This is a genomic window from Alteromonas sp. ABH4_457 (genome assembly GCF_056160625.1).
Genome location: NZ_JBSWXN010000008.1, coordinates 334,847 through 349,079, shown reverse-complemented (window position 1 = coordinate 349,079; position 14,233 = coordinate 334,847). Strand labels below are relative to the sequence as shown.

The window sequence follows — 14,233 nt, the reverse complement described above, 5'->3', positions numbered from 1 at the left end:
CACGTCTTAAAATGTGGCTGCCGGATATCTGTCAGCCGGCACATGATGCAGCCGGCGACTACTTACCGGCGGCCGGGGCGTAAAGCGGTATCCCACTCCCCTGACGGTTTCCAGCATAGCAGCCACGCTCTTATCTGCAGCCAGCTTACTTCGGAGCCGGTTAATGTGTGACACCACGGTATGTTCGTAGCAGTCGAGCTGATGACCCCACACTGTTTCCAGTAGCTGATTACGGCTGAATACCTGATTGGGATGACGGACAAAATGCGTAAGCAACATAAATTCCGTAGCGGTAAGCGGTAGAGTACTTTCGCCGATCCTTGCCTGATGGGATCTGATGTCCAGAGATAACCTGCCAGACTGCAAAAGATGGCAACCCGGCGTAGTTTCCTCATGTCCAGGACGATAGCGGCGAAGCTGCACTTTCACTCTTGCCTGTAAAACCCTGTCGTGGCACGACAACATCACCACATCGTCGGCGCCGAGTTCCAGCGCGAGGATATGGTCAGTTTCACTTTGAGATGCGGTAACAATAATGACAGGCAGCAGAGGGTATTGCCGGCGTATTTGACGGCAGACGTCCAGTCCGCAGCGGCCGGGCAATACAATATCCAGAACCACCAGACTAAACTGATTTGCCGCGATTGCCTCACAGGGGTCGCTAAGCGTTGTCACACACTGGTGTCCCAGTGCCTCCAGACACTTGCGGATCCGCTGTGACTGAGCCTGATCATGCTGAGTTAACAAAATCATCTTCCCTCCGGCTGTTTTCATATGCAATGACTCGCATAGAAACAGACCGGAGGTGCCTGTATTTTATTCCATCCGGGTGATAATTAATTTCATCACCGGATTGTCAAAACGGTGTTCTGAACCGAGAACAGAGTCTGTCAGTCCACCCTCTGCACTGACAACGCCGCCATGAAATGTGACAGCATCAAGGGCCTCTCTGCCGTCGCTGACACCTTCCCCGCCATCTGCCGGACCAGGTATAGTGCCCGCCGACTCCGTATTTTCTTCTGTACCCGCATCGTAGACATGGGGAAACATGGTAAGCGTGTCATTTGTCACCAGCGCAGATAAATCCAACCCGGTTATTCCTGTGAATCCGTCATTGGTATTTACCAGCATAGTGACCACACTCAACAAAGCAGAATCACTGGCTTCCATGGTAAGCATAAAGGTTTCGCTGCTTCCGGGCATCAATGGCTCAGTACCGGCTTCTGCAACCAGCGTCTCGTCCTGTGCTGTCAGTGCACTGCTGTCTCCTCCTTCAGCAAGCATGGCTAGCCCGTCCGATGCAGCGCTGCCGGTTTGCCACAGAGTCACAGAGTCACTGGCAATCACCGCGACCGGCGAGAATGGTTGTGCAGCTGTCAGATTGGTTACGGTTATTTCATAAGTCCGCATTTCAGGTGCCGGGGGTTCAACGATGGTTTCATCATCGTCATCTGAACACGCCGCCAGGGTGAATAAAGCGACGGTCAGTGCGCTGAGGCGAATTATCCGTTGATTCATCATATCCACTCCTATTCACTTACCGTAACAACCACTCTGGCTACGGGATTGAGCCAGCGCTGTACCGTGTTTTGAACATCACTCATACCACCGCTGAGCATATCGTCTCCCAGATTGCCGGGATGGATATGAACGGTCGCATTGGTGATAGTGGCATTCACCCCGGTGCCGTCCGTACCGACTAACGCTTCCAGAGGAGGAGGAACCGGCATACCTGCTTCACCGGGTACGCCGCTCCCGCGAACTTCATCATTGGCCTCGGTACCGGCATCATAGGCATTTAAGTAAATCATGTAGGTGCCGGGAGTTTCCGGTATGGTCCAGCTGTCTAAACCGACAAAGCCATCATTGGTGGGCAACAACATGGCTACCAGACTCAGTTGGGTATTGCCGTCAGTGGTGGTCAGCATGGCAGATGTGGTCATTGCCGGCATAAGTAATCCGCCAGCGGGATTACTGACCATATCAGCAGATGCTCCGGCAGCCATTGTTTCCAGCCCTGAGATATCACCGCCTTCCGCCATAGCCTGCAATTCTGTGCTTGCTGTTTCACCGGTCACGAACAGATGGGTGTCGCTACTGTGTGCTGCTATGAATAAAGGTGTGAATGCGATACCCCGGGTGAGGTTTTCCAATGATATTTCTACTTCAGCGGCGCTTAAAGTAAATGCCGGCAGGGTGGCCATGCAGAGGGTTGTGTAGCGAAGGGTTCTGTTTGCCATGATAAAGCTCTCTGTTGTTGTATGGAGCATTTATCCTGGCGCAGGATCCTCCCGGTTTGCTCACGGCCAGATCACAACAGCAGCACTTTTAAGAAACAGTATTAAAAAGAATTAAAAAATCCGGCGCGCAGGCCGGATTTTTTTATTTAATGATTTTCAGCGTAGGTTTGCCTTTCTTCGGCGGCACCGGCGCGTTCTCAGAATCGCCATCGGTAACGTCGGAAGACGGTCCGTTCAGCGTGTCAGTATCGTCATCGCTCAACTGTTCAGGCGCCTGCATTTCATCTTCAACAGCAAAAACAGTTCCTGCGCCATTCTCACGGGCATAGATTGCCAATACAGCATGACAAGGCATATAGATCTGGCGGGGTTGCCCACCAAAACGAGCCTGAAACGAAATAGCGTCCAGATCCAGCGAGAAGTTAACGCACGCAGAGGGAGAAACATTAAGCACGATCTGGCCGTCTTTAATGAATTCCTGCGGAACATCAACACGCTCCACCGTGGCATCTACCACAATGTAGGGCGTTAACTGGTTGTCTACAATCCATTCGTAAAATGCACGCAGCAAATACGGCTGATTGGATGTCATTTTACTCATAACGGATTATGAATTTCGCGTTCCTGATCAGTCAGAGAAGCTTTGAAAGAACTGCGGGAGAAAATGCGGTTCATGTATGCATTCACTTCTTTACTGCCATTACCGGTCAGAGTGATCCCCAACGCAGGTAAACGCCACAGCAGCGGTGCCAGGTAGCAATCAACCAGGCTGAATTCTTCGCTCATGAAGAATGGCATTTCAGCAAAAATAGGACCTAATGAAAGTAACGCTTCACGTAATTCGTTACGGGCAGCTTCTACATCACCTTCATTACGGAAAATACGTGCAGCCAGAGAATACCAGTCCTGTTCGATGCGGTGCATCATCAGGCGGCTCTGACCACGGGAAACGGGGTATACCGGCATCAATGGAGGATGAGGGAAGCGCTCATCTAAGTATTCCATGATGATATGGGATTTATATAACACTAACTCTCTGTCAACGAGGGTTGGCACAGTACCGTAGGGGTTCAGATCAACCAGATCCTCAGGCAGGTTAGTTGGATCAGTGTAGCTAATTTCAACACCCACACCTTTTTCCGCCAAAACAATACGAACCTGGTGACTATATATGTCAATAGTATCTGAGAACAACGTCATGATTGAACGCTTATTCGCGGCTACGGCCATTCATTTTCCTCCGTCGAGAGTGTTACCTTGCCCGGCCGTATAGCGACCAGAAACAAATGCTAAAAAAAGGGGGCGGAATGCCCCCTTGCGTATTATACACAAATTAACAGAAATTAGTGCACTTCCTTCCAGTATTCTTTCTTCAGTAAGAAAACGAAGATGAACAGCACAATAATGAACACCAGTACCCACTTTCCGATAGCTTCGGATTGCAGGCGGAACGGTTCGCCACTGTATGCCAGGAAGTTAACCAGGTCAGCAATCGCCTGGTCATACTCTTCCGTGCTCAGCGCACCGTCACCATCGGTTTTAATACCCACAAACTGCTCTTTCATTTCACCGTCTACCATGGTTTCTTCATGGGTTAAACGGGGTGTGCCCTGAAGCGGCTGAAGGACATGTGGCATACCTACATCTTTGAATACCACATTGTTCACACCAAACGGACGGCTTTCATCAACATAAAAGCTGCGCAGGTAAGTATAAATCCAGTCGGAGCCTCTCACGCGGTTCACCAGCGTCAGGTCAGGCGGCGCCGCACCAAACCAGGTAGCTGCAGCTTCTTCAGGCATTGAGCGGGTGATGTAATCCGTCACCTTCTCACCGGTAAATTGCAGGTTTTCCTGACCAATCTCATCAGGAATACCTAAATCGGTGAAGGTACGCTGATAGCGCTGGTATTGCATAGAGTGGCAACCCAGGCAGTAATTCATAAAGATTTTGGCACCGCGCTGTAACGACGCTTTATCGGTTAAATCAACTGGCGCTTTGTCCAGATGGACATTTCCGCTGGCAGCCATCGCCATACCCGGTACGAGGAATGCCAGTAACAACATTAGTTTTCTCATTTCGGGATCCTCGCTGGTACAGGCTTCGTTGTTTCATTTTTGCTGTATAAGAACAGTGCCACGAAGAAACCAAAATACAACACGGTAGCCACCTGAGAAGCAATGATTTTCCAGTTTTCCTGTGGTGTACCGCCCAGGTAACCCAGGAATACGAATACCGCAGCGAAAAGCAGCAAGTTGACTTTGTGCAGGCCACAGCGGTAACGCCATGACTTCACCCGTCCACGGTCAAGCCACGGCAGTGCGAACAGGGCCGCGATGGCACCAAACATAGCAATAACACCAAACAGCTTATCCGGTACCGCTTTGAGGATGGCGTAGAAAGGCGTGAAGTACCACACAGGGAAAATATGCTCCGGCGTCTTCAGCGGGTTAGCAATTTCAAAGTTTGGATGTTCAAGGAACTTGCCCCCCATTTCCGGCGCAAAGAACATGATGTAACAGAATACGAAAAGGAAGATACTGAACGCCACTAAATCCTTAAGCACGATGTGCGGGAAGAAGGGCACCACATCATCAGCGATGTCGTATTTACTGGTGTAGTACTCGTGGATTTCGTATTTCGTCTTTTCACTTTCAGGCAGAGAACCCTTCTTGTGTTTGATGGCCACGCCGTCAGGGTTATTAGAGCCCACTTCGTGCAATGCAATGATATGCAGGAACACAAGAATGACGATAACCAGTGGCAGGGCGATAACGTGCAGGGCAAAGAAGCGGTTCAGCGTAGCACCGGAAATAACATAATCGCCCTGAATCCAGATGACCAGGTCAGGACCAATCACCGGAATCGCACCGAACAGAGACACGATAACCTGTGCTCCCCAGTATGACATTTGTCCCCAGGGAAGTACGTAGCCCATAAAGGCTTCAGCCATTAACGCGAGGTAGATAAACATACCGAAAACCCACAGCAACTCCCGGGGTTTCTGATAGGAGCCGTAAATCATGCCGCGGAACATGTGCATATACACCACAATAAAGAACGCAGACGCGCCGGTACTGTGCATGTAGCGGATGATCCAGCCGAAATCGACTTCACGCATGATGTACTCAACGGAGAAGAAAGCCCCTTCCGCCGTCGGGTTAAAGTTCATGGTTAACCAGATACCGGTTACGATTTGGTTGACCAGCACGATGGTGGCCAGAAAACCAAACACGTACCAGAAGTTCATATTACGGGGGGCGGGATATTGAATGGCGTGCATATTCGCCACACGCATCATCGGGATACGTTCTTCAATCCAGTTTAAAAAAGCATTCATAATTAAACTGCCTCCGCTTCTGAACCGATGATAACGGTGGTGTCGTTAACATACTGATAAGGCGGAACCACCAGGTTAAGTGGTGCAGGGACGCCCTGAAATACACGACCGGCCATATCAAATTTGGAACCGTGACAAGGACAGAAAAATCCGCTGGGTACACCCTCTACGGCTTCTTCGAAAGCCCCATCTTTCAGGTATTGCGGAGAGCAGCCAAGGTGAGTACAGATACCTACCAGAATGAGGTATTCCTCTTTCAGAGAACGATAACGATTTTTGGCAAATGCAGGTTGCTGCTCTGTTTCAGACTCAGGGTCGCGGAGACTGTCTTCATGAGTGGCCAGTTCTTCCAGCACTTCCGGGGTACGGCGTACAATCCAGACCGGTTTGCTTCGCCACATAACACGAATTAACTGTCCCGGCTCAATCGCACTGATGTCCACTTCAACATCAGCGCCGGCGGCTTTGGCTTTCGCACTCGGGTTCCAGGAAGTAACAAAAGGTACCGCTGCACCTGCAACACCAACAGCACCAACCACCGAAGTTGCTACCGTTAAAAAACGGCGGCGGGTGTTGTCCGGTTGGCTTCCGTTGAGTGCAGAGTCTTTTGCATCTACTGATACGTTACTCATCCACAATTCTCCAGATTTGGATTTTGATACCGGAGCAACTTTTTAACATTAAAGTTACGTACCGGTATCAGTCGGCCTGTCTTGATTTGCACTGTCAGCGCCCGTCTGCTGTGAGCGTCACGATGCTTTATAATTATTTCGACCAAAGATGATAAGTGAAAAGCCCTTATTGTTACAAGGTTTTATCAACGATTAAAAAACGATAACCTGCGCTTAATCAAAGACCTTTTAAAAATTTAATGATTCCTGTCCTGTTATTATCATTGTAGTGACATGATGTATGGTGATTGTCACACAATGATGAAACCCGAACGGATTGCCGTTCAATTTCAATAATAAGCCGGAACAGGAGTCAAATCTTCAGCCGGACTTCAGTATAGTCTATCAGTTCCGGAAAACCGTTTTTCCGGCGGGAATTTAATAATAATTAAACCTTAGCCCCGAAATGCACAATTAACCGGTTAATTAAAGCAAGGAGCGTCACTAATATCATGAGAACACTCAGTAAAATTCTCTGGGTTACCCTGCCCTTTTGCACATACTTCACTTTTGCTGCGCAAGATGACACAACGTTTGTTAAAAACGCCATTGCTGATCATCAATCTCAAATGGAGAACATTTCAGACTCGTTGTGGAACTGGGCCGAAGTTGGCTATAAAGAAACACAAAGCTCAGCTTTAATGCAGACTGTCCTCCGTGAGCACGGCTTTAACGTTGAAGCCGGTGTGGCTGGTATGCCTACCGCTTTCGTAGCCACCTGGGGTCGCGATGGTCCGGTCATCGGCATGCTGGCAGAAATGGATGCTCTGCCCGGACTGTCTCAACAGGCGATTCCTGAGAAAAAACCACAAAGCGGCATGCACAACGGTCATGCCTGCGGCCACCACCTGTTTGCCGGTGGTTCGGTGGGAGCTGCACTGGTTGTAAAGGACTGGCTGGAAGCCACCGGTACCGCTGGCCAAATCCGCGTGTATGGTACGCCTGCGGAAGAAGGTGGTTCCGGAAAGGTGTATATGGCACGTGAAGGTTTGTTTGATGCTGTAGATGTGGCACTTCACTGGCATCCGGGAGACGGAAACTCTGCCGAAGCTTCTTCCACTCTTGCCAACAAGAGTGCAAAGTTCCGCTTCCGTGGTATTGCGGCTCACGCTGCGGCTGCGCCGGAACGGGGTCGCTCCGCGCTGGATGCAGTAGAAGCAATGAATATGATGGTGAACATGATGCGTGAACATGTACCTGACCGCACCCGCATCCACTACGTGATCACAAATGGTGGTGCCGCTCCGAACATCGTGCCCGATTTTGCTGAAGTCTATTACTATGTGCGCTCCCCCGAACCTGAAGTGGTGCTGTCTTTATGGAAACGTCTGGAGAAAATAGCAGAAGCCGCAGCACTGGGAACGGAAACAGAAATGGAAGAGGAAGTCGTTGGCGGCACATGGAACATTCTGCCTAATCTGACGCTGGCCCGCCAGATGGATAACAGTATGCACGCATTCGGCGGGATCAGTTACAGCGCTGAAGAAGAGAACTTCGCAGATAAAATTCGTCCGTCACTGGGTAAACCGGCCATGAAAGCGAAAGGCCAGCAAAGTGAGGTTGCTGAGTTTTCAGAGGATATCCCAGTCTGGTCTGCATCAACAGATGTGGGAGATGTAAGCTGGCAGGTACCTACAGCCGGATTGCGTGCAGCAACCTGGGTTCCGGGTACTCCACCCCATAGCTGGCAGGCGGTTGCTGCCGGAGGCATGTCCATCGGCAAGAAAGGTATGACGCTTGCGGCCAGCACACTTGCTCTCACTGCGATCAAATTATTCGAACAGCCTGCAGTCATTGAAGAAGCAAAAGCAGAATTTGACCGTCGTGCATCAGACGTGGAATATGAAGCCCTGCTGGGTGATCGAAAGCCAGCGCTGAATTACCGCGATTAACGCGACCAATCAGAGTATTTCCGGTGTTTCAGCGTGCAGCAGAAACACCGGACAAACTTATCAGTAAATAAAATACAGGCATAAAAAAACCCGGTCGATGACCGGGTTTTTGATAACAGTAGTAAGCGAATTAACGCTTGGAGAACTGTGGCTTCTTACGTGCTTTGTGCAGACCAACTTTCTTACGTTCAACGCGACGAGCGTCACGAGTAACAAAGCCAGCTTTGCGCAGTGCAGGACGTAACGCTTCATCATACTCCATCAGAGCACGAGTCAAACCGTGACGAATTGCACCAGCCTGACCGTTTGAACCGCCACCTTTTACAGTAACGTAAACGTCAAACTTCTCAGTCATTTCTACCAGCTCAAGAGGCTGACGAACAACCATGCACTCAGTCTCACGACCAAAGTACGTATCCAGCGCGCGTTGGTTAACTACGATGCTGCCTGTACCCGGACGCAGGAACACACGAGCAGTAGAACTTTTGCGGCGGCCTGTGCCGTAGTATTGAGTATCTGCCATGTCAAATGCTCCTTAGATGTCCAAAACTTGTGGTTGCTGAGCTGCGTGCTTGTGTTCTGCACCAGCGTAAACTTTCATTTTACGGAACATTTCACGACCCAGAGGGCCTTTTGGTAACATTCCTTTAACTGCTTTCTCAATAACCATTTCTGGCTTGTGAGCGATCAGCTTTTCAAAGTTTGTCTCTTTCAGACCACCAGGGTAACCAGTGTGCGCGTAGTACATTTTGCCCTTCGCTTTATTACCGGTTACAGTCACTTTCTCTGCATTGATAACAACGATGTAATCGCCAGTATCAACGTGAGGAGTGTACTCAGCTTTATGCTTACCACGCAGACGGCGTGCAATTTCAGTCGCAAGACGACCTAAAGTTTTGTCAGTGGCATCTACCACGTACCAGTCACGTTGTACCGTTTCTGGTTTAGCAACAAAAGTTTTCATTTCAAAATCACCCGAAAAATTCTTCGTTACAGATTACCGGAACAGCCGGAAATCTAATTAAAATCAATGACCGGACCCCTTCGAGCCCATTGATTCTTCCACCTTCCCAAAGGTGGGTGTAACTGGGCAGGGCGCGAATTATACAGGATTTGAATAAAAAGCGAACCCCTGACGGGAAATTTCTGACAATTAAATAAAAAATTGGCATTGCTCAATTATTAAGCTAGATTAAATAGTGTTTACGCACACATCCGGCAGACAACAAACTTTGCTTATAAAAATACGATATATCTGCCAGAGGCTGCTTCTGTGCATTACTCTACTGTGCTCTTTCATGTGCAGCGCTCCCGCGTTGTCTCAAACTTATACCTTTACTCAATCCTTCGCCGGCCCGACCTACGGCGTGTACCATATAGATGTGCTGCGCGCGGCACTGCGCGTCACTGAAAAAGACTACGGTGCTGTGACCCTTGAGAGACATCCTTTCCCCATGCCGCAGGGGCGACAAATTCTCACGCTGCTTCGGGGTGAAAGCGACATCATGTGGAGTGTGACCACTGATGAACTTGAACAACAACTACTGCCGGTAAGGTTCCCTTTACTGCAAGGGTTAGGCGGTCACCGTATTTTCGTAATCAATAAAAATAAGCAAAATGCCTTTGGCCCGGGACAGACCCTTGATGGTATTAAGTTGATGACATCGGTTCAGGGGAGTGACTGGCCGGACACCAAAATTTTGCAGTATCACGATTTTACAGTTGCCAGTATCAGTTGGAGTGACTGGTACACCACCATGTACCGCAGTCTCGAAGAAGGGATCATCGATTATTTTCCCCGTAATGTGGTGGAGGTATACAGAGATTTGTCCTATCACAACAGCGATAAGCTGACTATCGAGCAGAATCATCTGATCATTTACCCCAGCTACGAATATTTTTTTGTCGCCCCCCATGCGCCCGAATTACAACAAAGATTGCAGGACGGACTGACAAGGCTGTTGAAATCCGGAGAACTGGCGAAAATATTTAACCGCTACCCTGAGCACCGCAAAGCATGGGACATGGTAAAAAAGGGGAAGCGGGTTGTGCATCTGCTGGAATCAAATGTGTTGTCATACTCTTTTGAAAACCCCGACTGGATAGAAGCACCTTACGCGTTACTTAACGAGATTTCTGCTTTGCAACCTCAGCCGCTTTAGCTTTTACCCAGAAGGATTCTAAAGACGGCAAGTCGTAACCGGCTAGTGCCCGGCCTTCTTCATTGGCCAGCGCAACCACGTGTTCGAACCTGTAGCGGAATTTTTCACTGGCTTCACGCAGCGCCTGATCGGCATCAATATCCATATGGCGGGCTAAATTGACGATGGCGAACAAAGCATCGCCAATTTCTTCCTGAAGCCGGCCTTTGTCCACTGGGCTTGCATCCAGTTCCTGCTGAACTTCATCGACTTCTTCTTTTATTTTATCCAGCACCGGCTGTGTTTCATGCCAGTCAAAGCCCACGTCCCGACAGCGCTGCTGCAAGGCCTGCGCATATTTGAGCGCAGGCAATGTGGGATCGGTGGCTTTGAAGAACGCCTCAGCATTACCGTTAACCGGTTTTACGTTTGACATCAACCACACCTTTTAACTGCAACAGCCGGGTCATCACTTTTGATAAAACCTGACGGTCCGGCACTTCTACCGAAATAGAAATCATCGCCGTCTGGCGGGTTTTATCACTCAGACTGTTAACGCCAAGCAGCGCCACACTCTCGTTTGCCAGTACAGTAGTGATATCTCTGAGCAGACCAGTCCGGTCTGAACAGAAAATGTCGATACCGGTTTCAAAACCCACATTTAACTGTGTCGACCAGCTGACTTCAATTTGTCTTTCAGGATGCTGTTCTAACAAATGCTGCAACTGATCGCAGTTTTCTTTGTGCACACTGACACCCCGCCCCTGCGTGATATAACCCATAATGGATTCACCGGGTACAGGCTTACAGCAGTTCGCCAGCTGACTCATCAGGTGACCAACCCCTTCAATGACAACTGTATCCTGCTTGCCTTTAGAGCCGGCATTCTTGCGGGTTTTCACCTTCGGACTGATTTCCGGCTCTTCTGCCGGCTCCGGCTCCAGCAGGTGCTGAATATGATTCACCACCGTCATCACACGGATATCACCCACACCGATGGCGGCGTAGAGATCGTCCACGTGCTGGAGATTGTACTTCTCACACGCTTCGGCAGGTACTTTCACCGGCAAGTGGGCACGGGATAATTCCCGTTCCAGCATTTCCTTTCCGGCCAGCAGGTTTTTCTCTTTATCCTGCTTTTTAAAGAACGAGTGAATAGTCGCTCTGGCTCTGGATGAGTGCACATAGCCAAGCCCGGGATGCATCCAGTCACGGCTCGGGTTGAGCTCTTTACCGGTATGAATTTCTACCTGGTCTCCGCTTTGCAACTGGTAGGTAAATGGCACAATACGCCCGTTTACTTTAGCGCCGATACACCGGTGACCGACGTTACTGTGAATGTAATAGGCAAAATCCAGCGGCGTTGCGCCCTGTGGCAGGTCGACAACATCCCCTTTAGGGGTAAACACATACACACGGTCATCGAATACCTGACTACGTAATTCTTCGACCAGGTCGCCGCTCTCCGCCACTTCTTCCTGCCAGGCAAGAATGCGGCGCAGCCAGTTAATGCGTTCATCGTAACCGGATGCCTTTCCGGTAGACCCTTCTTTATATTTCCAGTGGGCTGCCACACCCAGTTCTGCATCCTGATGCATTTGCTGAGTACGGATTTGAATTTCAACGGGCTTGCCTTCCGGCCCCACAATGACCGTATGGATAGACTGGTATCCATTCGGTTTTGGTGTGGCGATATAGTCGTCAAACTCTTTGGGAATATGTTTATAGTTTGCGTGAACGGTACCCAATGCGGCATAACAATCCTGCAACCGTTCAGCAATGATGCGTACCGCACGAATATCAAAAAGCTGCTCAAAAGTAAGGTGCTTTTTCTGCATCTTTTTCCAGATGCTGTAGATATGCTTAGGGCGGCCGTAGACTTCCGCTTTGATGTGCTCGTTATCCACCAGTGCCTGTAAGTCAAACACGACATTCTGAATGTAGGTTGCCCGCTCCTTGCGCTTACCATCGAGCTGTTGAGCAATATCTTTATAAGTTTTCGGATGCAGGTAGCGGAAAGCCAGGTCTTCCAGCTCCCACTTTAACTGACCGATACCCAGACGGTTTGCCAGCGGCGCATAAATCGTCGCACACTCTCTGGCAACCAGCACCCGGGTCTCTTCGTCGGCTTTTTTAACCTGTTGCAGTGCACAAATCCGTTCAGCCATCTTAATTACCACGGCGCGGACATCTTCCACCATAGCAAGTAACATCCGGCGGATGCTGTCGATATGTTGTTCGTCAGGAACAGACAGGGAAGATTCGTTCCGGCGGCGGCTGTGCAGAGTTTTGATAGCGTCCATGCGGCGGACACCATTGATCAGATCGCTGATCTCTTCACCAAATTCCGCCAGCACGTCAGTATCGGTGAGATTATGCTTTTCACAATACGGGTACACCAGTGCCGCCTGCAGCGTGGCATCATCCATGTTCAGCTGATGCAGAATTTCCACCATTTCCTGCCCGACCAGCAGACGGTCAGGCATATGGGACACTGCTTTTAATTTTTCTTTTGTAGTATCACTTAACGACAGACTATTTAACCAGGCTTCAAATGAGGGTCTGTCAGGCTCATGTACTTTTCGTGTTGATACCATAAAACATCAACTCGCTTATGCTTTGTTCTTGTGGTCCGTTAATAACATCATGACTTCCAGATGTCGGGTATGGGGAAACATTTCAATGAGCCCCACGCGCTCGATTGCATACCCGGACGCCAGAAGGCACTGCGCATCTCTTGTCAGAGTACCCGGATTGCAAGAAACATACAAAATTGATTTTACCCGTTGTCGTGTCAGGATTTCACATACGGCATACGCGCCTTCCCGCGAGGGATCCAGCAACAGTTTATCAACACCGCCGCTCAGAGCCTGAGCTACCACCTGTTCATCAAACAAATCCAGATGTAACCAGTTCACATTGTCTACGCCCTGTTTTGACGCATTTTCTTTAGCCCGCTGCACCATTTCAGCCACGCCCTCAACGGCCTGCACCTGTGCTCCCCGTTTTGCCAGCGACAGGGAAAAGTTACCCAGCCCGCTGAACCAGTCGGCAATTTTTTCACCGGGCTGCGGATTCAACCACTCCATGGCCTGTGCCACCATCATAGCGTTAACCGGCCCGTTTACCTGAACAAAATCATCTGCCGCCGGAGACAAACTCAATCCGGGTTCTGTGGTGCAATACAGCTCCGCTTCTTTATGCAATGTAAGCGTGCCTTCCTGTCCTTCCACGGTCATGTTTACTTTATGCTCAACAGCAAATGCTATCAGTGCATCGCCGAATGCCGGGGACATGGGTTTAGTCAGCCGCACAGAAACAGCATTCACATTATCGCCGGCAAGTAAGGTGACATGGCCCACATGTTTACGGGCAGAGTGACCCGACAGAAGTGCTTTTAAAGGCGCGATCAGCGCAGATAATCCGGGTTGCAGTACAGGGCACAGGTCAACATCCACCACCTGCTTACCCTGCTCTTCCCGGTAACCTAACTTAAACTGTTTGTCATTTCGTGCGTCTGTGGCGAGCCGGGCCTTCCGGCGATAACCTCGACGTTCTCCGGTAACCGCTGCGGTCCAGGGAATGTGATCTAACCCAAACTGTAATTTCCACCAGCTATCCAGCGCTTCCTGACGATATGTGAGTGCCGCACCGGCATCTGCATGTTGCAACTGGCAACCGCCACATCGATCAGCGAGGTCGCAAAAGGGTGTTACCCGATGAGGACTGGACGTGAGGATTTTTTTTACCGACGCTCTTGCGAAGCGCTTTTGTTGTTGTGTAACCAGCACATCAACTTTTTCGCCGGGCAGCGCACCATCTACAAACAGTACTGGTTTGCTGTCGTTACACACACCTTGTCCAGTCATGTCCCAACGTTGAACGGTGACTGTTTTACCGGTTTGTGTTTTTTTCGACGACTTTGCCGGCTTATAGAAACTGACCATAA

Annotated in this window: 15 protein-coding genes; 2 read left to right on the top strand and 13 right to left on the bottom strand. The window is 49.8% G+C overall.

The features are described 5' to 3' along the window. Positions 1–6 precede the first annotated feature (6 nt). The 8 genes from ACXAGR_RS21450 to petA form a co-directional block, all read right to left on the bottom strand. Positions 7–753, bottom strand: coding sequence for a response regulator transcription factor (locus ACXAGR_RS21450; protein ID WP_474844927.1), 747 nt, complete (start codon positions 751–753; stop codon positions 7–9). A 63-nt stretch (positions 754–816) separates the two neighbouring features. Beyond that, the gene (locus ACXAGR_RS21445) at positions 817–1,521 is read right to left on the bottom strand and encodes a spondin domain-containing protein (protein WP_474844928.1); all 705 of its coding nucleotides are present in this window, start codon (positions 1,519–1,521) and stop codon (positions 817–819) included. Between the two features lie 8 nt (positions 1,522–1,529). Continuing rightward, on the bottom strand, positions 1,530–2,204 hold the full coding sequence (locus ACXAGR_RS21440; RefSeq protein WP_474845354.1) for a spondin domain-containing protein: 675 nt from the start codon (positions 2,202–2,204) through the stop codon (positions 1,530–1,532). Between the two features lie 178 nt (positions 2,205–2,382). Beyond that, entirely contained in the window at positions 2,383–2,841 is a 459-nt protein-coding gene (locus ACXAGR_RS21435) for a ClpXP protease specificity-enhancing factor (protein WP_474852421.1), read from the bottom strand. Next, the gene (sspA, locus tag ACXAGR_RS21430) at positions 2,838–3,470 is read right to left on the bottom strand and encodes a stringent starvation protein SspA (RefSeq protein ID WP_474852419.1); all 633 of its coding nucleotides are present in this window, start codon (positions 3,468–3,470) and stop codon (positions 2,838–2,840) included. Before sspA ends, ACXAGR_RS21435 begins: the two co-directional genes overlap by 4 nt. 113 nt (positions 3,471–3,583) lie before the next feature. After that, positions 3,584–4,318 carry a cytochrome c1 gene (locus tag ACXAGR_RS21425; RefSeq protein WP_349584366.1) on the bottom strand — a complete coding sequence of 245 codons (735 nt, stop codon included), beginning with the start codon at positions 4,316–4,318 and terminating at the stop codon, positions 3,584–3,586. After that, a complete protein-coding gene (locus ACXAGR_RS21420) occupies positions 4,315–5,580 on the bottom strand; it encodes a cytochrome b (protein WP_119500169.1) in 1,266 nt (421 codons plus the stop codon). The genes ACXAGR_RS21425 and ACXAGR_RS21420 overlap by 4 nt, the downstream gene beginning before the upstream one ends. A gap of 2 nt (positions 5,581–5,582) precedes the next feature. Next, on the bottom strand, positions 5,583–6,212 hold the full coding sequence (gene petA, locus ACXAGR_RS21415) for a ubiquinol-cytochrome c reductase iron-sulfur subunit (RefSeq protein WP_119500168.1): 630 nt from the start codon (positions 6,210–6,212) through the stop codon (positions 5,583–5,585). A 491-nt stretch (positions 6,213–6,703) separates the two neighbouring features. On the opposite strand from petA, the gene ACXAGR_RS21410 reads away from it, so the two are divergent. Then, positions 6,704–8,143: an amidohydrolase gene (locus ACXAGR_RS21410; RefSeq protein WP_474852417.1), complete on the top strand. Its 1,440-nt coding sequence runs from the start codon at positions 6,704–6,706 to the stop codon at positions 8,141–8,143. A gap of 130 nt (positions 8,144–8,273) precedes the next feature. Here ACXAGR_RS21410 and rpsI read toward each other — a convergent pair whose 3' ends face one another. Both rpsI and rplM read right to left on the bottom strand, forming a co-directional pair. Then, a complete protein-coding gene (gene rpsI, locus ACXAGR_RS21405) occupies positions 8,274–8,666 on the bottom strand; it encodes a 30S ribosomal protein S9 (RefSeq protein WP_119500166.1) in 393 nt (130 codons plus the stop codon). 12 nt (positions 8,667–8,678) lie between these two features. Beyond that, a complete protein-coding gene (gene rplM / locus ACXAGR_RS21400) occupies positions 8,679–9,107 on the bottom strand; it encodes a 50S ribosomal protein L13 (RefSeq protein WP_070123948.1) in 429 nt (142 codons plus the stop codon). Positions 9,108–9,441: 334 nt separating this feature from the next. On the opposite strand from rplM, the gene ACXAGR_RS21395 reads away from it, so the two are divergent. Further along, positions 9,442–10,305 carry a hypothetical protein gene (locus ACXAGR_RS21395; RefSeq protein ID WP_474852416.1) on the top strand — a complete coding sequence of 288 codons (864 nt, stop codon included), beginning with the start codon at positions 9,442–9,444 and terminating at the stop codon, positions 10,303–10,305. Here ACXAGR_RS21395 and ACXAGR_RS21390 read toward each other — a convergent pair. Genes ACXAGR_RS21390 through rlmD form a run of 3 tightly spaced genes read right to left on the bottom strand, consistent with a single transcriptional unit; the run spans position 10,268 to position 14,231 of the window. Beyond that, complete coding sequence (locus tag ACXAGR_RS21390; protein WP_474852415.1) at positions 10,268–10,720, bottom strand: MazG nucleotide pyrophosphohydrolase domain-containing protein; 453 nt, start codon at positions 10,718–10,720, stop codon at positions 10,268–10,270. The genes ACXAGR_RS21395 and ACXAGR_RS21390 overlap by 38 nt on opposite strands. Further along, positions 10,698–12,881 (bottom strand): GTP diphosphokinase, encoded by a 2,184-nt coding sequence (relA, locus tag ACXAGR_RS21385; RefSeq protein WP_474844934.1) that lies wholly within the window; start codon positions 12,879–12,881, stop codon positions 10,698–10,700. The genes ACXAGR_RS21390 and relA overlap by 23 nt, the downstream gene beginning before the upstream one ends. A 15-nt stretch (positions 12,882–12,896) precedes the next feature. Beyond that, the gene (gene rlmD, locus ACXAGR_RS21380; RefSeq protein ID WP_474852413.1) at positions 12,897–14,231 is read right to left on the bottom strand and encodes a 23S rRNA (uracil(1939)-C(5))-methyltransferase RlmD; all 1,335 of its coding nucleotides are present in this window, start codon (positions 14,229–14,231) and stop codon (positions 12,897–12,899) included. Positions 14,232–14,233 lie beyond the last annotated feature (2 nt).